This window comes from Pseudomonas sp. TH41 (assembly GCF_016650695.1).
Taxonomy (GTDB): Bacteria; Pseudomonadota; Gammaproteobacteria; order Pseudomonadales; family Pseudomonadaceae; genus Aquipseudomonas.
This window is the reverse complement of record NZ_JAEKFH010000003.1, coordinates 77,257-98,415: the sequence shown is the minus strand read 5'-3', so window position 1 is coordinate 98,415 and position 21,159 is coordinate 77,257. Positions and strand designations below refer to the sequence as shown.

Below are 21,159 nucleotides of genomic sequence, written 5' to 3'. Positions count from 1 at the left end.
GTTAGCGCGTTTCAATCTGCGCCTGCAACTGACCGCCGACAATGGATATTTCCTTGAACTGTTCACCGTCACGCTGCACGAACAACGCATCCATCCCGCGTTCCTGTGCCAGGCGTGGGCCTTCGGTTTCGCCCAATACCATCAGCGCCGTGGCCCAGGCATCGGCGAGCATGCACGAGGCCGCGACCACAGTGACGGCCGCGAGCGGGTTGCGTAGCGGGGCACCGGTGGCCGGATTCATGGTGTGAGCATAGGACTGACCCATCACATCGACCCAGTGCCGATAGTCGCCGGACGTAGCGATGGCGGCATCGCTGAGTTCCATTACACCCATGACTTCACGTGCGCCCCGGCAGGGTTTTTCAATGGCCACGACCCAGGGTTGTGCATCCGGTTTGACGCCACGGGCACGCATCTCGCCGTCGATGCCGACCAGATAGCGGGTGATGCCAAAACCGTCCAGGCATCGGGCCAGCTCGTCGACGCCAAAACCCTTGGCGATACCGTTCAGGTTGAGGTTCAGCGGCGCGCGTTTGCGCACCTGATGGCGTTGCGGGTCCACCATCAACGCCGCGCTGGCAGGCAATCGGTCGCGCGGCGGCAGAGTGCCGAGTGCCTGTGCGGTGATCGTCTGTTCGCCGGGGCCGAAACCCCAGGCATCCACCAGGTCGCCGATGGCGATGTCGAAGGCGCCGTTGGATTGCTGACTGACCCGTAATGCGGCGGACAAAACCGTGGTCAATTCCTCGGGCACTGTCAGCCATTCCTGCTCCGGGGCGGCATTGAGGCGGTTGAGGTCAGAGTCGGGTTTCCATGTCGACATTTGCTGGTCCACCCGGCCCACGGCGCACGCCAGGCTGTGGCTGATTTCGTCGGTATCGATCCCGGCCTCGGCATAGAACAGGGCGGTGTAACGGGTTCCCATGGTCTCGCCATTCAGGCTGTAGCGTTGCAGGTCAGTAGACATCTTCACGGTAGCGTCCTTGTGTCTTGAGCATCAGCACACTCAGGTCGAGAGGGGCGAGTACTTCATCCAGGGCGTGCATTACGCCTTTGGCCATTTCCCGACTGCCACACACCAGAACCTGAGCGCCTTTTTCAATCAAGCGACGCAAGGCCAGGGCATCGTGGATCAGCCGGTCCTGGACGTAGCTGCGGTCCTGAGCCTGGGAGAACGCGGCGCGCAATGCGGTGAGGCGTCGGTCCGCCAAGTAACGGTTGAGGTCCGGTTCATAGAGAAAATCAGAGGCCGGATGGCGCCCGCCCCAATACAGGTGCATCGGGTGCCGGGCCTTGTTGTTGCGGATAAACCCGGCCAGCGGACCAATGCCAGTACCGGCACCGATCAGGATCACCGGGTGTGTGCCCGACGCCGGACGAAATTGCGGATTGGGCTGGATAAAGACTTCGATCGACGCGCCGATGTGCAGGTCATGCAGGAATTGCGAACACACGCCACCGTCGTGTTTACGTACACAGATCTCCAACACGCCGTCTTCCGAACGGCTGGCCAGCGAGTAGAAACGTGGGACCGGGCTGCCCGGGGGCAGAATCCCAAGCAGGTCACCGGCCTCAAATCCTGGCAGCGTGCTCGGCGCTTCAAAGCGTAGGACGCGGGTTGGCGCATTGACCTGTTCGCCGTAGACGATGCATTCGGTCAACGCCACTTGATGAGTCTGTGGTCGCTGCGGGGTATGGGCCAGCATCAGTTCCTGCCCCAGCACGTCGCCCAATGCATGGCCCCAGCGAGCAAATTCCTGAGAGGACTGGCGGTTGACGGTTTCCAGCCCCAGTAACGCTGAGCCACCGGCCTGCGATATGGCCTCCTGTACCTGATGGGCGAACTGACAGAACTGCGGGAACTGCCGGTCACCAAAGCCCAGCACGGCGAACGACTGGCCAGGTTTCAGGCCGACTTTTGTCAGCCGATCCAGGAACTGCGAAGCCGAAGCCGGTGCATCACCGTCACCGTGAGTCGCGGTCAGAATGAACACGCGCTCGGCGTTGCGGTAATCGCCTGTCCACTCATTCATTGAAGCGCTATGCACCTGATGACCGGCCTGATGCAAGGCGTCATGCAAGGCTTTCGCAAAGCCCCAAGTGCTGTTGTTTTCACTGCCCACCAGAATCACGCTGTCGGCGGATCGGGCAGGACTATTGTGGCGGATGTTTGGGCCGGCCTTGCGGCGGCGCCACCACAGCAGGATGCCGGTCACGCTCATCAAAGGCACGCACAGGGCGCAGAGTCCGAGCGGCAGACCCAGCCACCAGAGGCCTGCACCGGTGTGCAGCTGGTAGATCCACTCGTAGAGGTTGCGCATCGAGTCGTGAGGTTGATAGGACAGTAAGGCGCCGCTGACCGGGTCCACGTAGCCGTCGCCTTGAGCGGTGCGCAGGGAAAACACGTCTTGCGGGTTGCCGGGGCTTGGGTAAACCAGCTCGCGCAGGTCATTGAGGTCGGTGGCCTGCAAGGCTTGCAGGTTTGCCACCGGCGAGGCCGGACCGGCGCTGACATGAGTGGGGAAGGCCGGTTCACTCTGACTGCCGTCGGCGATAAAACCGAAGGTGCTGGCGGACATGTAGAGCCCGGTCAGTGCCGACAGCAGCAGCCCGAGCAAAGCCAGTCGCCCGACTTCCGCATGCCAGCGCTGGCTGAAGTTGCCGCGCAGTGGCCGCTGCAGGTTGCGCCAGCCGCCCAGGCGCCGGGCCAGCAACAGCGCGCCGGACACCGACAGCAACAGCATGAACAGTGCGCCGACGCCTGACACGCCATGGCCCGGTGTGCCAAGGAACAGCGAGCGGTGCAGGTCTTTCATCCAGCGTGAAAAGGCGGACGGCTCGTAAGGTGTGAGACCCTGGCCGGTCAGCGGGTCGACCTTTTCGGCGCCGGCCTGACCGTTCTGGTTGTAGTAGACGATGACCGTCCCGGACGCTGTGCGCTGGATCTGCTCCACACCCGGGAAGTGATTGGCAACGCGCCCGGCCAACTGGCCGACGTTGAGTTGTCCGGCTGTGGTGGGGGTGCTGTGCAAGCGTTCCAGAGCCGGATCGACGGACAATACCGCACCGCTGATGGACAAGAGCATGACCAACAGGGCAGCGATCAGGCCGGGCAGTGAATGGAACTGACGAAGCATGTTCAGCCTCCAGAAAATAGCGGGTGCTACAGATCGTAAGTAAAGGACTCGACGTAAGCGCTGCCGGCCGCCGGCTTGCCTGCGCCTTTGGACGTCAGGGGTACGTTCACATCAGCACGGGCGTCACGTTTATCCTCGACGGCGCTGTCGATGCGGATCTGATACCCGGCATCGATCAGCGTGTCCGCCAGCTCGACGCTGATTTTGAGTGTGCGTCCGCTACCGACACTGGCGCCGCTGACCCCGTCAAACTCGCTCGGGTTCATCCCGCTGCCACGGGCCCAGTCGGCCAGGTGCTTGTAGTACTTGGCCTTCTTGCCAGCCACCCAGAGGGTTTTCTGGTATTGGCCGGTGGCGTCGGTGACGTAGATCGCCAGGTAGGCATCATTGCCGCTGTAGTCTTTGAGCTGGGTGGTCAAGGTCACTTCACGGGCCTGGGCCAGCCCCGGCAGGGCAATGGCGCCGACGAGGCAGGTTGCTGCGATGATTTTTTTCATGTGGGGTGTCCTTTTGATCGTTAGGTCGAGAGCCTGGACCTGCTTGCTGACAGCAACCTGAAACTCAGTAAAAATCATCAGCCGTTGGCCGGTGTCATTCGGTGGTCGGGCTGGCGAGGTAATCCCTGGCATCGCCATCGTCCCGGAAACGGATCTGCAGGGTGTGCAGGCGCAGCGATGCCGGCGAGTAACTGGCTTCGATTGCATTGCCTTTACGGTCCAGTCCCTTGAGCTCGTAACAGCCGTCATCGACCTTGATCCGTTGCACGCTTCAGCCGTATTGCTGCTCCACCTGTTGACGCAAGGTTTCCCGCGGTTGCCAGTCGCTGACCGGCTCGTTGCAGTGGTTATCGGCCAAGGCATAGCCGCTGAGCACAAGGCTCAACAGCGCGGTACTGGCAATAAAACCTGATTTCATGATCTGTCTCCCGCCGGGGCGGCGTCTGTGGCATACCCTAAGGTGCATTCCTGACAACCAGCTGAATCTTCAGATTCACGTCAGGTAAGTCGATTAAGGTGCTGCACAACAACCATCACAGGAGGTGCCAGATGCGGGTTTTATTGGTCGAGGACGCACCAGCGTTGGGCGAGGCGGTGCGCGAACAGATCGCCGATGACGGCCACGCCGTGGATTGGGTGCAGCGCCTGGACCATGCGCGTAATAGCGTGCGCACCACGCCTTACGACCTGATTCTGCTTGACCTGATGCTACCGGACGGTCGCGGACTGGATTTTTTGCGTGAGCAGCGTTCCGCCGGAGAGGTGACCCCGGTGATCATCCTGACCGCGCAGGATCAGATCTCCGATCGCATCGCCGGCCTCAATGCCGGAGCCGACGACTACCTGGTCAAACCGTTCGACCTGTTCGAGCTCTCGGCCCGTGTGGCGGCGGTGGCCCGACGCTACAGCGGCAACCCCAACCCGCAGATCAAACTTGGCGAATTGCAGATCGACATGAACGCTCGCACGGTGCAGCGTGCCGGCGCCACCGTGGACCTGACAGCCCGTGAGTGGGCGCTGTTCGAAGCGTTTGTCCAGCGCCCCAGCGCGCTACTGTCGAAGTCACAGCTCGAAGAGCGGCTGTACGCTTTCGGCGCCGAAATCGAGAGCAACACCATTGAGGTCTACATCAGTCGCCTGCGTAAAAAACTGGGGCGTGACCTGATTGAAACCGTGCGCGGCATGGGCTACCGATTGATGTCCATATGACGCTGTCTTTCAGCCTGCAAAAACGTCTCGGCCTGGGGTTAACCCTGGGCATGACCTTACTCTGGCTGGGTGCGACCGTTGGCGCCTGGCTGGTGGTGCAACATGAATTGAACGAGGCGTTCGACAGCGCGCTGGAGGAGACTGCACAACGCATCCTGCCTCTGGCCGTGCTGGAAATCAGCAACCGGGAAGAACCCCGTGAGGCACAACACGTCGCTACCCTGAAAACGCACAAGGAATACCTGTCGTACCTGGTGCGCGATGCCAAGGGCAAGATCCTGATGCAGTCCCACGACGCCAACCCGAAGATCTTCAATCAACAACCGACTGAAGGTTTTTCCACCTCCGAAAAATACCGTCTGTATGGTGCCAGTGCGTTGCGTGAGACGCTGTTCATCGAGATCGCCGAGCCGCTTGACCATCGACGTGAGGCAGCGCGGGAAGCCTTGTTTGCCTTGTTATTGCCGTTGTTGGCGCTGATTCCCATCAGCCTGTTAGGCACCTGGTTATTTGTGCGTATCAGCCTGCGCAGTATTTTGGCTTATCGTCGTGCTGTTGAGACGCGTGGTGTGGGTGATCTGTCGCCGATCAAGGTGGCGCGTCTGCCGGCAGAAATCGATCCGTTGGCCGAGGCGGTCAACCACCTGCTGGAGCGCTTGCGCAAGGCCCTTGAGGCAGAACGCAGCTTTACCGCCAACTGCGCCCATGAACTGCGCACGCCACTAGCCGCGACTTTGGCGCAGATCCAGCGGTTGCACCACGAGGCGCCCGAAGGCCCGTTGCGAGTGCGTGCGGCGAAGATCGAAAATGCGTTGCGCGAGCTGGCACGGCTTTCGGAAAAGCTCATGCAGCTGGCTAAGGCCGAGGGCGGTGGACTGTTGTCCGAAACGCCTCAGGACCTGATTCCGTTGCTGGCCCATGGGGTCAATGAGTGGAACCAACGCAGCGGGCAGCGCATTGAGTTGCAGCTGCCAAGGCCGGTCAGCGTGTACTCGACCATTGACCCGGACGCCTTCGGCATCTTGTTGCGTAACCTGATTGAGAACGCGTTGAAGTACGGCTCAACGGAGCAACCGATCGAAGTCAGCCTCACCGAACAGGCACAACTGCGGGTAGTCAATGGCGGCCCGGCGGTGCCGGAGTCGGTGTTGCAGCACCTGACCGAGCGCTTTGTGCGCGGTCACAGTGAAGTCAGCGGCTCGGGATTGGGGTTGGCGATTGCCAAAACCATTGTGCAGGGGGTCAACGCGAGAATGAAATTGGTATCCCCTGCAACAGGTCGACGGGAGGGATTCGAAGTGTGCGTCTGGTTACCGCTCGCGTCGGTTATCGAAGGCTGAGGGCTGCCTGGCAGACGCTGGCGTTATCGACATGAATCGGCTTGCCCTTACTTCCGATCAGACCCCTGTGTTTTCAATCATCCGATGACAGCAGCCCGGAATTAAAATCACGCTGTGGTTTGGACGTCACCGATACTTGATCACAATCCCTTTGAGTTTCCGGCCCTGGATGGTTTCGATGTCGCGACTCCACAGCGGCCCGGTGACATAAGCGGCCACCGGTTGGATATGGTCGTAGACCACCACCACCGCATCGCCGCCAAGCTTGGCCGACTCTTCCCGCAGTTTTTCTTCGACCTGGGTGATGGGCGGCGCGGGGTCAACGCTGGCGTCGATCAGCACTTCACCCAAGCGCACATGGGGGCGAAGGGGTTCGGTGCGCAGCACCGTCACCTCGCTGGCCAGCGTTGGTGCGGGATGCTCGACGCCAACATAGGCGGTGGTCTGCGCATCGACAGTCGCGCAACCACTGAGCGCGAGCAAGGCGGCAGTGAGGCCCCCCGCCAACATTGATAGTTTGAAACGGGTGGACCAAGGCACGTCATGGGCAGGCATGGTGCGCTTCCTCCTGAAAATCCGCTGCTCTTCGGGCTGGCTTGTTGACATTAGCAGACGGTCCGGGAGTTGCCAGAAAGCCCAACCTGTTGGGGTTGGGCTTTTTAACCCGTTGAAAAAGTCAGTTTCACTGATCTTTCTCGCAATTCACCATCCACGACACACCAAACCGATCGACCAGCATTCCGAAGCGCGCGGCCCAAAAGGTCGCTTCCAGGGGCATTTGCACGTTGCCGTCCTCCGACAATGCCGCGAAGACTCGTTCAGCCTCGGCAATGCTGTCGACATTCAGCGAAATCGAACAGCCGCTCATGTCGTCAGTGGGGCGATCGGGTGTGGTGTCCGAGCCCATGATCGCCTGGTCGCCCACCAGCAGGCGGGTGTGGATGATCAGGTTGTGGAGGTCCGCGGGGAGGTGCTCGCGAGCAGGGCTTTCGCCGAAGGTCATCATGACTTCGATCTTGCCTGGCAGGCTTTGGGCGTAGAACGTGAAGGCGGCTTTGCAGTCGCCGTTGAAAATGAGGTAGGGATTGATTTTCATGGTTGCGCTCCCGGTCATTGAGGGTACACACCGGTTTGACGTCGGGTTCGTCAGTGAATTCCGATGAGTGTTGACCCGGGTAGCAAAGCGCTAAATCGCGGCAGGTGTCGGCGTTTTTTTAGATGATTTTTCTATAGGGTGGGCAAGGCTTATTGCTTCCAGCGCGCGTCGCGGCGCCAGCAAGCGCTCGATGGCGCCACTCACCAGACTTTCCAGCAGTTCATCGCGCTCGTGTTCATCCAGCGAATGTTGCGCCAACCAACCGGGAGCGCTGTTGAGCAGGGAGGCAATGGCGTGGCCAGTGGCCAACAAACGCTGCTCACTGATGCGGGGGCGCACGCCCAGCATTTGGAGCACCTTGCGTTCGTACTGCTCGCGCAACTGCTGGACCCGTTCCTGTTGCTCTTCATTCAGGCAGCCGCTGTCACGTTCCACCAGACGAAAATGCCAGGGCATTTCCTGATGCAGATTCAAATGCGCGCGGATCAGGCTGTTGAGTCTGTCGCGTTTCGCCGGAGCCTTTTGTTCGATGCGCCCGAGGGTTGCCAGCAGCTCTTCGTAGAACTCCTCGATCAGGTCGAGCAGCAAGTGCTGCTTGCTGGGGTAATGGTGATACAGCGAGCCTGGGGCGAGCCCCAGGCACGTCGCGAGCTCACGCATGCCGACCTGCCCGAAGCCCTTGCTGGCGAATAATTCCAGCACTTTGTCCCGGTATTCGGCGAAACGTGTGCAACGCTCAGGCATAGGCATGGAAGCCGCGCCCCGTTTTGCGTCCCAGGTAACCGGCGGCGACCATTTCCTTGAGCAGTGGCGCCGGGCGGTATTTGCTGTCGTTGAAGCCGTCATGGAAGGCTTCCATAATCGACAGCAAGGTGTCCAGGCCGATCAGGTCCGCCAGGGCCAACGGGCCGATAGGCTGATTGCAGCCCAGGCGCATGCCGGCGTCGATGTCTTCGGCGCTGGCCAGGCCTTCCTGAAACACAAAGATCGCTTCGTTGATCATCGGCACCAGAATCCTGTTCACCACAAAACCCGGGCGGTTGCCGGCGGTGATCGCGGTTTTGCCGAGCGTGGTTGCCATGTCCAGCGCCAGGGCGTGGGTGGCGTCGCTGGTTTGCAGGCCGCGAATCACTTCGATCAGGCCCATCACCGGCACCGGGTTGAAGAAGTGCAGGCCGATGAAACGCTCAGGCTGGCTGACACTGGCAGCCAGCTGGGTGATCGACAGCGATGACGTGTTGGAGGCGATCACGCACTCAGCGCTGACCTGCGTGGCGATCTGTTGCAGCACCCGCAGTTTCAAGTCGAGGTTTTCGGTCGCGGCTTCGATCACCAGTTGCACGCTCTGCAGGGCGCTGTAGTCGGTGCTGGTGCGAATCTTGTCCAGGGCCGCGAGCTTTTGCTCTTGCGTCAGTGTTTCCTTGGCGACCTGCCGATCGAGGTTTTTGCCGACGGTCGCGACCGCTTTTTGCAAGGCACTCTCGGAGATGTCGAGCAGGGTCACGTTGAAGCCGGCCAGGGCGCACACTTGCGCAATGCCATTACCCATGGTGCCCGCGCCGATCACGCCAATGTTTTGCAGATTCATGTTCCCGTCCTTCCGGTCAAACCCTGCGATACCTTGGCCGCCGCAACGGACGAAGGCGTACTATTGGCCGCGAGTCTAGAGCTGACTGGGCGGTTGTCCTATGCCGAAACTGTTCAACGGCTCTGGTGTTTTTTGCCATTTCAGGTGATGAGGAGAGAAACGTTCACATGCGGGAAAAGGATTCGGTGGCCGCCTACTTCGTGCAGGCAATGATCCATGGGCAGGGGGAAAATCCTCAGCGTCTGCGGGCTGCGCTTGAGCAGGCAGGCATCGACCCGGCGTTGATCGCGCAGCCCACCGCGCGCGTACCGGCCAGCGCATTTGCCGCGCTGTGGTTGATTCAGATCCGCGAACTGAATGACGAGTTCTTCGGGCTCGACTCCCATGGCATGCCGCCCGGCAGTTTTGCCCTGATCTGCCGGGCGCTGATTCAGGAGCCTGATCTGCACAAAGCCATGCGCCAATGCCTGGCCAACTTTGCCCTGTTCCTGCGGGATTTTCGCGGCACGCTGACCGTGCGCGGCAAACGTGCAGTGATCAGCCTGGAAACCCACGCACAGAACAACGACGCCAGCCGGTTCGGCGAAGAGACGTTTCTGGTGTTGATGATCAGTTTGCTGTGCTGGCTGGGCGGCCGGCGAATCCCCATCGATCGCGCGGATTTTCGGCATGAACGCGTGCCGCTCAGCGATGACCGTTTACTCTGGGGACCCAACCTGACGTTTGGCGCCGAGCACACCGAAATCGAATTCGCCAGTCACTACCTGCGCCTGCCGGTGGTTCAGGACCTGGCGTCGCTGAAAGTGTTTTTGCGCACCGCCCCTCAATGGCTGGTGATCCGCTTCCGCAACCAGCATGGTCTGGCATCGCAGGTCCATCAGCGCCTGCGTCGCAGCCACTACAGCGAATGGCCGACCTTGCAGGCCTTCGCCCTGGAACAGCACCTGAGCCCCAGCACCTTTCGCCGAAAACTGGAACGTGAAGGTTGTTCGTATCAGGAGATCAAGGACGAAGTACGGCGGGGCGTTGCGTTTGAGCAACTGCGCGAGAGTCGGGCGAGCATCAGCGACATTGCCGAGCAGCTGGGGTTTCAGGAACCGAGTGCGTTTCATCGGGCGTTCAAGAAGTGGACGGGGGAGAGCCCGGGGAAGTATCGGGCGCGGTTTCAGGAGTAAAACGTGGGATTGCGATTGAGTTCCTGTCGGATTTTTCGCTGAAATCCCCACGAAAATTCCCTACGTTTAATCTTGAAATCTCTTGTGACGACGGCGATGCATCAACGGATGACATAAGCCGTGGAGGTGAGGTATTTGTTTGTTCCGGGTTGAAGCTTTCAATGGATTGGAAACGGCATGGATGATTTGGTCAAGGAAGTAATTCCGTTGCTTCAATATTTGATTCCGGGGTTTTTAGCGGCCTGGATTTTTTACTCCCTCACAGCCTTCAAACGGCCAGACACATTTGGACAGATCGTTCAGGCGCTTATTTTTACTTTTGTGATTCAGTCGCTTGTAGTCGGTTTGGGGGCGTTGTTGCTTTTAACGGGAGAGCATTTTTTTTCGGTCGGCTTGTGGGACAAGAAATCGGAGACCTTATGGTCTGCAATGATTGCGGTGGTTCTGGGGTTTCTCTCCTATCACGTCGCGAGTAATGACAAGCTTCACTCCTTGCTCAGGAGGCTGAAAATCACCAGGCAAAACTCATTCCCCTGTGAGTGGTACGGTGCTTTTTCATCGAGACGTGGATTTGTCATCTTGAATTTAATTGATGGAAAGCGACTGTTTGGTTGGCCGACCGCATGGCCATCGGAGCCTGAAAAAGGGCAGTTTGTACTTGAATTCCCTCATTGGATTGATAACGAAGGTAAATCGTTAACTAGCAGGGTTGGAGTTGTTGTCATTGATGTTTCAAAAGTTCAATTGGTCGAATTCGCAAAAACGATAGGGTGATCCCATGACATGCAAAGCGCCGAACGAAATGCCGCCTGAGCTCAGGCGGTTAATGGAGGACTGGGAGAATGGTGGTCCGCCACCCCTCGGGTTGGAGTTTCCATTCGCTCCTCCTCCTCCTCCAAGAAGAGAGTCTGAGAGACCGCGTCGGCGCAACAAATAAATATGCCCGCTGTCCTTACCCGCTTCTCGTCATTGCTCGATCAGGCCCGGCGCGCCTTGCTGCTGGTCTGGGGAACCTCTCGCGGATTGTTTCTAGGCCTGGTCCTGGCGACGCTGATCGCCGGTGTACTCCCAGCGCTGGCGGCGTGGCTGGGTCAGCGCATCGTCGATGCGGTGGTTTTCGCCATGCAGTTGCACGCGCAGCAGGGCAGTGCGCCGTTGTGGCCGGTTGTGCGTTACGTGTTATTCGAGGCGGGTGTGCTTGCCATGCTGTCCGGGACCCAGCGTGCGCTGTCGGTCCAGCAATCGCTGTTGCGGGTGCAGCTGGGGCAGAAGGTCAACACGATGATTCTGGAGAAAGCCCAGACCTTGTCGCTGGTGCAGTTCGAGAATTCAGAGTTCTACGACAAGCTGGTCCGGGTGCGGCGCGAGGCGTCGACCCGGCCGTTGGCGCTGGTGATGAAGTCGCTGGGGTTGATCCAGAATCTGATCGTTTTGATCAGCTTCGGCGTGTTGCTGGTGCACTTTTCACCTTGGGCGCTGGTGCTGTTGGTGGTCGGCGCGTTGCCGGTGTTTTTTGCCGAAGCGCATTTTTCCGGGGATGCGTTTCGGTTGTTCACCCGGCGCGCACCGGAGAGTCGGCAGCAGAGTTACATCGAGACGCTGCTGTCCCATGAGGGTTACATCAAAGAGGTCAAACTGTTCGGCTTCGCGCCGCTGCTGTTGAAGCGTTATCGCGAGACGTTCGCCCGTCTCTACGCCGAAGATCGCCGACTGACATTGCGTCGTGATGGCTGGGGATTTGTTCTCGGTCTGTTAGGTACGGGGGCGTTCTATCTGGCCTATGCCTGGGTTGTGGTTGATACCGTTCACGGCAACATCAGCCTGGGCCAGATGACCATGTATCTGGTGCTGTTCAAACAGGGGCAGACGGCGGTGAGCAGCAGCCTGAGTGCCATCAGCGGTCTTTATGAAGATGGTCTCTATCTGTCCAGCCTCTATGAATACCTGGCTGAACCGGTGGTTGCCGACAGTGGACATCTGACCGTGGGCGCGGTGCCTGGCGACGGTTTGCGTTTCGAAAACGTTGGTTTCAGTTATCCGGGCGCGAGCCGCGTTGCGCTTACGGGCATCGATCTGCACCTGGTCCCGGGACACAGTGTTGCGTTGGTGGGGGAGAACGGCTCGGGCAAGACCACACTCATCAAATTGCTGACTCGGCTGTATCGCCCCGATCAGGGCCGCATCCTGCTGGATGGCAGCGATTTGCAGGCGTGGGAGGAAGAGGCTTTACGGCAGCGCATCGGCGTGATTTTTCAGGATTACATCCGCTACCAATTCTCGGTCGGCGAGAACATTGGGGTGGGCGACACCTTGGCATTCAACGATGAACTGCGCTGGCAGGAAGCCGCGGTGGAGGGCATGGCTGCGCCGTTCATCGAACGCCTGGATCGAGGTTATGCCACGCAATTGGGACGCTGGTTCGCCGGTGGGCAGGAGCTGTCTGGCGGGCAATGGCAGAAAATCGCCTTGTCCCGCGCCTACATGCGCCGCAACGCCAATATCCTGATTCTCGATGAGCCGACCTCGGCGCTCGACCCGGCGGCGGAAGCGGCGGTGTTCGAGCATTTCAGCCAGCACACTGAAGGCCGGATGACGTTACTGATTTCCCACCGGTTTTCCAGCGTGCGTAATGCCGATCACATCATCGTGCTCGATCAGGGGGCGATTCTGGAACGCGGTGACCACGACAGTCTGGTCGCAGCGGGAGGGCGCTATGCGCAGTTGTTCAACCTGCAAGCCCGGGGTTACCGCTAGGCCCGGCTATCTGAGGTGGTTTTGCCTTCATCAAGCTTTCGATTGCCTGGCGATACTGGGTTCCACCCAGGCTCATGCTGTTGTTGTGCGTACCGCCAGGCACCAGTAACAGGCGTTTGGGTTCGCTGGCGGCATTGAACAACTGCTGGCTGAACCGCGAGGGCATGAACGGGTCATCCAGGCCATGCACCACCAGCAGCGGCATGTCGATGTCGACGATCTTGTCGATGGAGTCGAATTTTTGCGACAGCAGCCAGCGCACCGGCAGCCATTTCACGGGCAGGTTGGTGTCGGCCACTTGGGCCACGGCATCGCCCAGCGAAGTGAAGGTGGACTCGATCACCAGGCCGCGCACCGGCACCGCGACATGGTCCTTTTTCGCCTGTGCGGCCAGGTCAGCCGCCAGGTCGATGGCCACCGCACCACCCAGGGAGTGGCCATAGATCAGGCGCTTGTTGGCGTCCGGTTGCATGGCTGTGAAGCGTTCCCACGCGGCGTGAGCGTCTTCGTAGACACTGGCTTCCGAGGGCAGATCGCCTTTGCTCTGGCCAAACCCGCGGTAGTCAATGGCCAGCACCGAATAACCCATGGCGCGCAATTGCTCGATGCGAAACGCCTGGCCGGTCAGGTTCCAGCGCACGCCGTGCAGGTACAGGATCGACGGTGCATCGCGGCGCGCAGCCGGCCACCACCAGGCATGCAGGTTTTGCCCGGCCTTGAAGCCGGCGGGCGTGATGTCGAATTCCTGCACGTCCTGTGGCAAGCCGCGATACCAGCCAGCCGTACCCGGCTCGATGCGGAACAGCAACTCGCGCTCTTTTTGCTTGAGTACTCCACAACTCACGGGCAGACCGACGATCAGCGCGGTCATGCACAGTAGCGCCAGCCAGCGTTGGCGCAGACGAGTGAGAAGGGAAGCGGGCATTGGATGGTCCACCGGTACAGACAGAAAGAACGGGTTTTAACAGAAGCGCGCCCGGGGCGGGAACAAATTCGACAGTCGTACACCTGCCCCTGTGGGAGCGAGCCTGCTCGCGATAGTGTGTCAGTTGACGACGATGTAGCTGACACACCATCGCGAGCAAGCTCGCTCCTACAAGGGTTTAGCGTTGCTTCAAATCACCTGCAACACTATCTTGCCGATGTGATCACCTGCCTCCATCCGCGCATGAGCCTGCGCCGCCTCGGTGTACGGATAGACCTTGTCGATCATCGGCTGGCAACGCCCGGCAGCGAGCACCGGCCAGACATACTCGCGCAGCTGTTCGGCGATCGAGGCTTTTTCTCCTTGGGTGCGTGGGCGTAACAGTGAACCGGTAATGATCGCGCGTTTGCTCATGATCCCCAGCAGGTCGACATCGTTGGCACGTGCGCCGCCGAGAAAGCCCAGCATCACCAGTCGACCTTCCATGCCTAACGCCGCGATATTCTGATTCAGGTACGAGCCGCCCATGATGTCGAGGATGACATTGACACCCTTGCCGGCGGTTTTTTCCTGGATGACCTGAACGAAGTCCTGATCGCGATAGTTGATCGCCTCCGCGCCCAATTTGCGGATCGCCGCACACTTTTCCTCACTGCCCGCCGTGGCGAAGGCCTTGACGCCGAATTCGCGGCACAGCATCAACGCGGTGGTGCCGATGCCGCTGGTGCCGCCGTGAATCAGTGCACGCTGGCCCTTGCTCGCGCCGCCCATGTCGAACAGATTGGCCCATACCGTGAAGAAGGTTTCCGGGATCGCTGCCGCGTGCACCCAGCCCATCCCCTCAGGAACCGGCAACGTCTGGCTGGCCGGGGCGACGCAATATTGCGCGTAACCGCCGCCGTTGGTCAGTGCGCAAACGTGATCGCCAACGATGAACTCACTGACGCCTGCGCCGATGGCCACCACTTCACCGGCCACTTCCAGCCCGGGGATAGGGCTCATGCCCGGTTTCATCGGGTACTTGCCGGCGCGTTGAATCACATCGGGGCGATTGACCCCGGCGGCATGCACGCGGATCAGCACTTCGCCAGCGCCTGCGGTGGGCACCGGCTCCTGACGCGGCTTTAAAACTTCGGGACCGCCGGGCTCGGTGATTTCAATCAGGGTCATGGTTTGGGGTAGGGGCATATTGGCTACCTGTTGTGAAAGTGTTCAGTAAATGGGACCGCGTATTGGTGGAGAAAATCAAAAGATCGCAGGCTGCGCCAGCTCCTACAGGGGAACGCGCACAACTGTAGGAGCTGGCGCAGCCTGCGATCCTTTGATCTTCAAAAATTCCAGCAACAGCACAACCACAATGGCACCGGCCGCCATGATGAACAACACTGCGAGATGCTAGCGTTGAATAGCGCCGAATACGCAAACCCCACGCAGGAACGTGGGCTGATCATCGCCGGGCCGGGACGGCTGGCGCTCTATGTCTTATTCGCGGGAGCGTTGCGTTATGCCTGAATCCAATCGTTTCGAGGAAGTCGTGACCCTGGTCATCAAGCATCGGGTCAGGGCAGGTTTTGAAGTGCCCTACGAGGCCTGGCTACGCAACATTGTCAGGATCGCAGGACAACAAGAAGGGCACTTGGGTGTGGACGTGATGCGCGGTAAAAACGCCGGGCTCGACATGTACACCTGCGTGTTGCGTTTTTGCTCGACCGAGGCGATGCAGCGCTGGCTCGACTCACCGCAGCGGCAGGAACTGGTCAACGAAGCGGTGCCGATGCTCGCGGACGGCGATCAGACCGAGGTCAACCCGGTCAACGAGTTCTGGTTCGCCCCACAGGCCGACGCTGCCACGCCACCACCTCGCTGGAAGCAGGCCGTGGTGACGCTCCTGGTGATTCTGCCGCACACCTTGCTGGTGCCGCTGATTTGGGGCCCGTTGCTGCAGCTCAACGCTTTCCTGTCCAGTTACGTGGTCGCCACTTTCCTGATCACGCTGACTATCGTTGTCTCGGTGGTGTACCTGTTCATGCCGATGGCGACGCGCGTGTTCGCGCCTTGGCTGTCTCGTTCCACTTCGCCCAAGCAAACGTGATGACGGCCGGGAAGGGAGCGATGCGATTAGCGCCGGACCTGCTTCAAGGTCTCGGCAATCAAAAACGCCAATTCCAGTGACTGGTCGGCATTCATCCGCGGATCACAATGGGTGTGATACCGGTCCGACAACCCGTCTTCAGTAATCGGTCGCGCCCCACCAATGCACTCGGTGACGTTCTGCCCGGTCATTTCGATATGGATCCCGCCGGCGTAGCTGCCTTCCGCTTCATGAACCTGGAAGAACTGTTTCACCTCGCCAAGGATCTGCGCGAAGTCGCGGGTCTTGTAGCCGCTGCTGGCCTTGATGGTGTTGCCGTGCATCGGATCGGAACTCCAGAGCACCTGCTTGCCTTCACGCTGCACCGCGCGGATCAGCGCCGGCAAATGATCACCGACCTTGTTCGCGCCCATCCGCGCAATCAGGTTCAGACGGCCCGGATCGTTGTCCGGGTTGAGCACGTCGATCAGACGAATCAGATCCTCAGGGTTCATGCTCGGTCCGACCTTGACGCCGATCGGGTTGTTCACGCCGCGCAAGAATTCGACGTGAGCACCGTCGAGCTGACGGGTGCGGTCGCCGATCCACAGCATGTGCGCTGAGCAGTCATAGTAATCGTTGGTCAGGCTGTCGCGACGTACAAAGGCTTCTTCATAATTCAAAAGCAACGCTTCGTGGGCGGTGAAGAAACTGGTCTCGCGCAATTGCGGCGAGCTGTCCATACCGCAGGCGCGCATGAAAGCCAGGGTTTCATCAATGCGGTCGGCGAGGTGGCTGTACTTTTCCGCCAGCGCCGAGTTGGCGATGAAGTCCAGGTTCCACTTATGCACCTGATGCAGGTCGGCAAAACCGCCTTGGGCAAAAGCGCGCAACAGGTTCAGGGTGGCGGTGGACTGGTGATAGGACTGGAGCAGGCGCTCCGGGTCCGGCACCCGGCTTTTTTCGTCGAAACCGATGCCATTGACGATGTCGCCACGGTAGGCCGGCAGGGTCACGCCATCGATGGTTTCGTCGTTGGACGAGCGCGGCTTGGCGAACTGCCCGGCCATGCGCCCGACCTTGACCACCGGGCACCCGGCGGCGAAGGTCATGACAATCGCCATTTGCAGCAGGACTTTAAAGGTGTCGCGGATTTTCGCGGCAGAGAACTCGGCAAAGCTTTCGGCGCAGTCGCCACCCTGCAACAGAAACGCGCGGCCCTGGGTCACTTCGGCGAACTGACGACGCAATTCCCGCGCTTCACCGGCAAACACCAGCGGCGGATAGCTGGCCAAGGTTTGTTCGACCTGCAGCAAATGCGCCGCATCGGGGTAGAGGGGTTGCTGCTGGATCGGCAGGGCGCGCCAGCTGTCAGGGCTCCAGGGTTGGCTCATCACGGTCTCGGTTGTTTTACGCTCGGACACTCATGTTATCAGCAAATTAGTGCGTGACCTGTTCCCGTCGCTTCGCGGACAATCGCGCCTTTGCAGCGGCATCAGTGGTTATATTGCGCTGCCGTTAATTACGTTGTTGGCCCGGTATCAATCAGGAGATGAAATGACTGAGGAGCGCGTCGAGCATCTGCTCGCCGAGGTGCAGGATGAGTTCGGCGTGATTCGCGTGCTGGAAGTGGCCGATTACCGGTTTCTCGAGTTTGGTGATGCCATCGAACAGAGCTGCGTGTTCACCGCTGACCCCAGCTGGCTCGAATACGATTACACCCGCGCGATGCTGATCGGCGCGTTGTGCCACGAGCAGCCGGAGAGCGCGCTGTTCCTTGGACTCGGTGCCGGTACGCTGACCCAGGCGTGCCTCAAGTTCCTGCCGTTGGAGGATGTCGAGGCCATTGAATTGCGCCCTGACGTACCGCGCCTGGCCATCGAATACCTGGGGCTGGATGACGATCCGCGGCTGTATATCCGTGTCGGCGATGCGCTGGAGCTGCTTGATACCGCCGAGCCGGCCGACCTGATTTTCGTCGACCTCTATACCGATGTCGGACCGGGCGTCGGGCATTTGGCCTGGAACTTTCTGGAAAACTGTCAGAAACGCTTGAATCCGGGTGGCTGGCTGGTGATCAATCAGTGGGCAACAGATGATGGCAAACCCTTGGGCGCGGCGTTATTGCGCGGGCTTTATCACCGGCACTATTGGGAATTGCCGGTGAAGGAGGGCAACGTGATTCTGATCGTGCCGTCGGAGCTGGATCAGGAGCTGGACATGAACGGCTTGATCGCCCGGGCCGAAGGGCTGGCACCGCGATTGGGGTATTCGTTGCAGTCGTTGATCAAAGCCATTCGCCCGGCGACTTGATGGCACCTGTAGGAGCTGCCGAAGGCTGCGATCTTTTGATTTTGCTTTTAAAGGCGAAAATCAAAAGATCGCAGCCTTCGGCAGCTCCTACAGGGTGAGTGTTATGCCAAATGGCTTCAACAACCTTTGAAGACGCCCGGTCGCTTCTCCACCATCGACCGCACACCTTCCTTGGCATCCTCACTCGCCAACAACTTCTTCACCAGCGGTGGCAACCCCTGCGCCGCCGCTGTTTCCCCTTCATACCGAGCCTGTCGCGCCGACATCAACGTCGCCTGAACCCCCAGCGGCGCCTGACGGGCAATCCGCTCAGCCAATTCAATCGCCCGGGGCAGCAAATCCTCACTGGCCATGACTTCCTGCACCAACCCCAGGTGCAACGCGTCATGGGCGTCAAACTCGTCTCCGGTCAGCAGCCAGCGCATGGCATTACCCCAACCGGCCACTTGATGAAGGCGTAACGTGGCGCCGCCGAACGGGAAGATGCCGCGCTGCACCTCCTTCTGGGCGAATCGCGTGTTGCTGGCGCACAGGTTGATATCCGCCGCCAGCATCAATTCGATCCCGATGGTCAGGCAGTAGCCTTGCGCGGCCACAATCACCGGTTTGCTGACCCTGGGACCGGCAAACACCCCCCACGGATCACAACCACCGGGCGGTGCTTGCCAGCCTTCGGCCAGGGCCGCACTGGCGTTGATCAGATCGAGCCCGGCGGTGAAATGCTCGCCATGGCCAAATACCACCGCGACGCGTGCCTCGCTGTCCGCCTCGAACTCGCCGTAGGCCAGGCTGAGCTCGTTGAGCAGGTCGAGGTCGAAGGCGTTGCGCTTGGCCACCCGATCCAGGCCGATCAACAGGACATGACCGTGCCGTTCGCGGCTGACTCGACTGGAGCTGGGCTGATTCATGGAGCAATTCCTCGGGCGGGAAGGGGGCAGGTCTGCGTCACAAGGGTGAACCGTTTTAGCGCCATCGCCAGCAGGGCCGGGCCTTTGAAAAATAGACCGTTGCACGATTATCCGCAAAGCCTGTGACATAACGGTGTATCCGTCAGTTTTCCGACAAATAATGCTCCCTTTTTGGGCTAATTCCGGTATAGTGCGCGCCGGCCTTTAACCGGGCCGCGTTTAGGTAGCGCAATTCCCCGAAGTCAGCTTCGGCTGCACGTCCGCACAGCGGACTCTCCCTTGACGAATCTTTTTCATTCATTCGTTTTCGCAAATCCCCGCCGACAAAGCAGCCAGGGCGACTCTTGAGTCTTACACGGCATGCGCAGCTTTGGAGCATGGGTCTTTGCGGATGCACTTAGAGGCAGACCCATGACCCAGGAAACCGGCGGCTTCGCCGCTTTTAATCTTAATCCGAATATTCTTGCAGCCGTCATCGCGACTGGCTACGAAGAACCTTCGGCTATTCAGCAGCAATCGATCCCGATCATCATGGCCGGCCACGACATGATTGGTCAGGCGCAAACCGGTACGGGTAAAACCGCCGCGTTCGCCCTGCCGATCCTGCATCGCATCGATCCTGCCAAGCGCGAGCCGCAAGCCCTGATCCTGGCGCCAACCCGTGAGTTGGCGCTGCAAGTAGCAACCGCTTTCGAAACCTACGCCAAGCAAATGCCAGGCGTTACCGTTGTGGCCGTTTACGGCGGCGCCCCTATGGGTCCACAACTGAAAGCAATCCGTAATGGCGCACAGATCGTTGTCGCCACGCCGGGCCGTCTGTGCGACCACTTGCGCCGTGACGAAAAAGTGCTGTCTACCGTGAACCATCTGGTTCTCGACGAAGCTGATGAAATGCTCAAGCTGGGTTTCATGGACGACCTCGAAGTTATCTTCAAGGCCTTGCCTCCAACCCGTCAGACCGTATTGTTCTCGGCCACCTTGCCGCAGTCGATCCGTGCTATCGCTGAGCGTCACCTGCGTGATCCACAGCACGTGAAGATCCAGACCAAGACTCAGACCGTTACCGCGATCGAACAGGCTCACCTGTTGGTTCACGCTGACCAGAAGACCTCGGCTGTATTGAGCCTGCTGGAAGTCGAAGATTTCGACGCCCTGATCATGTTCGTACGTACCAAGCAAGCGACCCTGGACCTGGCCAGTGCCCTGGAAGCCAAAGGCTACAAAGCCGCTGCGCTGAACGGTGACATTGCTCAGAACCAACGCGAACGCGTCATCGAATCCCTCAAGGATGGCCGTCTGGACATCGTTGTGGCGACCGACGTTGCTGCTCGTGGTCTGGACGTTCCGCGCATCACTCACGTTTTCAACGTTGACATGCCGTACGACCCAGAGTCCTACGTTCACCGTATCGGCCGTACCGGCCGTGCGGGTCGCGAAGGTCGTGCGCTGTTGCTGGTGACTCCACGTGAGCGCCGCATGCTGCAAGTGATCGAGCGTGTAACCGGTCAGAAAGTGGCCGAAGTTCGCCTTCCGGACGCTCAGGCTGTTCTCGATGCCCGCATCAAGAAACTGACCAACAGCCTGTCGCCACTGGTGGCTGATGCCGAATCGACTCACGGTGATCTGCTCGATCGCCTGACCGTCGACATCGGTTGCACTCCGCGTGCACTGGCCGCTGCGCTGCTGCGCAAGGCGACCAACGCTCAGGCGCTGACCCTGGCCGCGATCGAGAAAGAACGTCCACTGGTGCCGAACAACGCACCGCGTGGCGATCGTAGCGATCGTCCAGAGCGTACCGGTGATCGTCCGGACCGTGGTGATCGTGAGCGTCGTGCTCCGGTTCCATTGGCTGAAGGACGTGCTCGTTGCCGTACCGCGCTGGGTGCGCGTGACGGTATCGCTGCCAAAAACCTGCTGGGCGCCATCCTCAACGAAGGTGGCTTGGCTCGTGAAGCTATCGGTCGCATCCAGGTGCGTGACAGCTTCAGCCTCGTCGAGCTGCCGGAAGATGGTCTGGAGCGTCTGCTGACCAAGCTGAAAGACACTCGCGTTGCCGGTAAGCAGTTGAAGCTGCGTCGCTACCGCGAAGATTAATCCGCCCCCGGGCTGATTGATCGAACATAAAAAATCCCCGACTGGTTCGGGG

The 21,159-nt window shown here is 59.9% G+C and carries 19 protein-coding genes and 1 pseudogene; 8 read left to right on the top strand and 12 right to left on the bottom strand.

The features are described 5' to 3' along the window. Position 1: 1 nt before the first annotated feature. From JFU37_RS03185 to JFU37_RS03170, 4 genes and pseudogenes are all read right to left on the bottom strand, one after another. Positions 2 to 967, bottom strand: a complete 966-nt coding sequence (locus tag JFU37_RS03185; RefSeq protein WP_201116385.1) for an FAD:protein FMN transferase — start codon at positions 965 to 967, stop codon at positions 2 to 4. Next, positions 957 to 3,137 (bottom strand): PepSY domain-containing protein, encoded by a 2,181-nt coding sequence (locus JFU37_RS03180; protein ID WP_201112821.1) that lies wholly within the window; start codon positions 3,135 to 3,137, stop codon positions 957 to 959. Before JFU37_RS03180 ends, JFU37_RS03185 begins: the two co-directional genes overlap by 11 nt. Before the next feature lie 26 nt (positions 3,138 to 3,163). Next, positions 3,164 to 3,634: a DUF2271 domain-containing protein gene (locus JFU37_RS03175; protein ID WP_201112819.1), complete on the bottom strand. Its 471-nt coding sequence runs from the start codon at positions 3,632 to 3,634 to the stop codon at positions 3,164 to 3,166. Positions 3,635 to 3,728: 94 nt separating this feature from the next. Then, positions 3,729 to 4,052, bottom strand: a pseudogene (locus JFU37_RS03170) (PepSY domain-containing protein). Positions 4,053 to 4,183: 131 nt separating this feature from the next. Between JFU37_RS03170 and JFU37_RS03165 the strand changes: the two are divergent. Further along, a complete protein-coding gene (locus JFU37_RS03165) occupies positions 4,184 to 4,843 on the top strand; it encodes a response regulator transcription factor (RefSeq protein ID WP_201112817.1) in 660 nt (219 codons plus the stop codon). Then, positions 4,840 to 6,183: a sensor histidine kinase gene (locus tag JFU37_RS03160; RefSeq protein WP_201112815.1), complete on the top strand. Its 1,344-nt coding sequence runs from the start codon at positions 4,840 to 4,842 to the stop codon at positions 6,181 to 6,183. Before JFU37_RS03165 ends, JFU37_RS03160 begins: the two co-directional genes overlap by 4 nt. 126 nt (positions 6,184 to 6,309) lie before the next feature. Here the strand turns inward: JFU37_RS03160 and JFU37_RS03155 are convergent, their stop codons facing one another. The 4 genes from JFU37_RS03155 to JFU37_RS03140 form a co-directional block, all read right to left on the bottom strand. Continuing rightward, positions 6,310 to 6,738, bottom strand: a complete 429-nt coding sequence (locus JFU37_RS03155) for a hypothetical protein (protein ID WP_201112813.1) — start codon at positions 6,736 to 6,738, stop codon at positions 6,310 to 6,312. A gap of 127 nt (positions 6,739 to 6,865) precedes the next feature. After that, positions 6,866 to 7,279, bottom strand: coding sequence for a VOC family protein (locus JFU37_RS03150; RefSeq protein WP_201112811.1), 414 nt, complete (start codon positions 7,277 to 7,279; stop codon positions 6,866 to 6,868). A 90-nt stretch (positions 7,280 to 7,369) separates the two neighbouring features. Then, positions 7,370 to 8,029 (bottom strand): TetR/AcrR family transcriptional regulator, encoded by a 660-nt coding sequence (locus tag JFU37_RS03145; protein WP_201112809.1) that lies wholly within the window; start codon positions 8,027 to 8,029, stop codon positions 7,370 to 7,372. After that, positions 8,016 to 8,867 carry a 3-hydroxybutyryl-CoA dehydrogenase gene (locus JFU37_RS03140; RefSeq protein WP_201112807.1) on the bottom strand — a complete coding sequence of 284 codons (852 nt, stop codon included), beginning with the start codon at positions 8,865 to 8,867 and terminating at the stop codon, positions 8,016 to 8,018. The genes JFU37_RS03145 and JFU37_RS03140 overlap by 14 nt, the downstream gene beginning before the upstream one ends. 167 nt (positions 8,868 to 9,034) lie before the next feature. Here JFU37_RS03140 and JFU37_RS03135 point away from each other — a divergent pair, with 167 nt between their 5' ends. The 3 genes from JFU37_RS03135 (at position 9,035) to JFU37_RS03125 (ending at position 12,796) form a co-directional block, all read left to right on the top strand. Next, positions 9,035 to 10,042 (top strand): AraC family transcriptional regulator, encoded by a 1,008-nt coding sequence (locus JFU37_RS03135; RefSeq protein ID WP_201112805.1) that lies wholly within the window; start codon positions 9,035 to 9,037, stop codon positions 10,040 to 10,042. Positions 10,043 to 10,219: 177 nt separating this feature from the next. After that, positions 10,220 to 10,816 (top strand): DUF6338 family protein, encoded by a 597-nt coding sequence (locus JFU37_RS03130; RefSeq protein WP_201112803.1) that lies wholly within the window; start codon positions 10,220 to 10,222, stop codon positions 10,814 to 10,816. A gap of 165 nt (positions 10,817 to 10,981) precedes the next feature. Next, the gene (locus JFU37_RS03125) at positions 10,982 to 12,796 is read left to right on the top strand and encodes an ABC transporter ATP-binding protein (protein WP_201112801.1); all 1,815 of its coding nucleotides are present in this window, start codon (positions 10,982 to 10,984) and stop codon (positions 12,794 to 12,796) included. Here the strand turns inward: JFU37_RS03125 and JFU37_RS03120 are convergent. Together JFU37_RS03120 and JFU37_RS03115 are read right to left on the bottom strand one after the other, a co-directional pair. Further along, positions 12,768 to 13,721 carry an alpha/beta hydrolase gene (locus JFU37_RS03120; protein WP_201112799.1) on the bottom strand — a complete coding sequence of 318 codons (954 nt, stop codon included), beginning with the start codon at positions 13,719 to 13,721 and terminating at the stop codon, positions 12,768 to 12,770. The genes JFU37_RS03125 and JFU37_RS03120 overlap by 29 nt on opposite strands. A 189-nt stretch (positions 13,722 to 13,910) precedes the next feature. Next, positions 13,911 to 14,909 carry an NAD(P)H-quinone oxidoreductase gene (locus JFU37_RS03115; RefSeq protein WP_201112797.1) on the bottom strand — a complete coding sequence of 333 codons (999 nt, stop codon included), beginning with the start codon at positions 14,907 to 14,909 and terminating at the stop codon, positions 13,911 to 13,913. Between the two features lie 316 nt (positions 14,910 to 15,225). Between JFU37_RS03115 and JFU37_RS03110 the strand changes: the two genes are divergently transcribed. Beyond that, a complete protein-coding gene (locus JFU37_RS03110) occupies positions 15,226 to 15,813 on the top strand; it encodes an antibiotic biosynthesis monooxygenase (RefSeq protein ID WP_201112795.1) in 588 nt (195 codons plus the stop codon). Positions 15,814 to 15,839: 26 nt separating this feature from the next. On the opposite strand, the gene JFU37_RS03105 is transcribed toward JFU37_RS03110, so the two are convergent. After that, complete coding sequence (locus tag JFU37_RS03105; RefSeq protein WP_201112793.1) at positions 15,840 to 17,186, bottom strand: class II 3-deoxy-7-phosphoheptulonate synthase; 1,347 nt, start codon at positions 17,184 to 17,186, stop codon at positions 15,840 to 15,842. A gap of 163 nt (positions 17,187 to 17,349) precedes the next feature. Here JFU37_RS03105 and JFU37_RS03100 point away from each other — a divergent pair, with 163 nt between their 5' ends. After that, positions 17,350 to 18,105 (top strand): spermidine synthase, encoded by a 756-nt coding sequence (locus tag JFU37_RS03100; protein ID WP_201112791.1) that lies wholly within the window; start codon positions 17,350 to 17,352, stop codon positions 18,103 to 18,105. Positions 18,106 to 18,221: 116 nt separating this feature from the next. On the opposite strand, the gene JFU37_RS03095 is transcribed toward JFU37_RS03100, so the two are convergent. Next, positions 18,222 to 19,013 (bottom strand): crotonase/enoyl-CoA hydratase family protein, encoded by a 792-nt coding sequence (locus JFU37_RS03095; RefSeq protein WP_201112789.1) that lies wholly within the window; start codon positions 19,011 to 19,013, stop codon positions 18,222 to 18,224. Positions 19,014 to 19,424: 411 nt separating this feature from the next. Here JFU37_RS03095 and JFU37_RS03090 point away from each other — a divergent pair, with 411 nt between their 5' ends. Then, positions 19,425 to 21,107, top strand: a complete 1,683-nt coding sequence (locus tag JFU37_RS03090; protein ID WP_201112787.1) for a DEAD/DEAH box helicase — start codon at positions 19,425 to 19,427, stop codon at positions 21,105 to 21,107. The last annotated feature ends 52 nt before the right edge of the window (positions 21,108 to 21,159 follow it).